This is a genomic window from Leifsonia sp. SIMBA_070 (genome assembly GCF_046534635.1).
GTDB lineage: Bacteria > Actinomycetota > Actinomycetes > Actinomycetales > Microbacteriaceae > Leifsonia.
This window is the reverse complement of the sequence record NZ_JAWRYK010000514.1, coordinates 1-258: the sequence shown is the minus strand read 5'-3', so window position 1 is coordinate 258 and position 258 is coordinate 1. Positions and strand designations below refer to the sequence as shown.

Below are 258 nucleotides of genomic sequence, written 5' to 3'. Positions count from 1 at the left end.
CTCGGAGAGGGCGATCCAGAAGGCCCTGCAGACGCTGCTCGCCGACCGCACGGCGATCATCATCGCGCACCGCCTGTCGACCGTCGAGATCGCCGATCGCGTGCTCGTGATGGAGTACGGGCGGATCATCGAAGACGACGCGCCGGAAGCGCTCAAGCAGGGCGACGGCAAGTTTGCGCAGCTCCACCGGGCGTGGCGCGAGTCGCTGGTCTAGCACGAAAAAGCTGGCGGCGGAGGTTCGATCGGGGGAGAATGATC

General features: G+C 66.3%; 1 pseudogene. It reads left to right on the top strand.

Annotated features, from left to right (window positions below):
* A pseudogene (locus tag SB754_RS21270) lies at positions 1-214 on the top strand (ABC transporter ATP-binding protein); the annotation flags it as partial.
* Between the last annotated feature and the right edge of the window lie 44 nt (positions 215-258).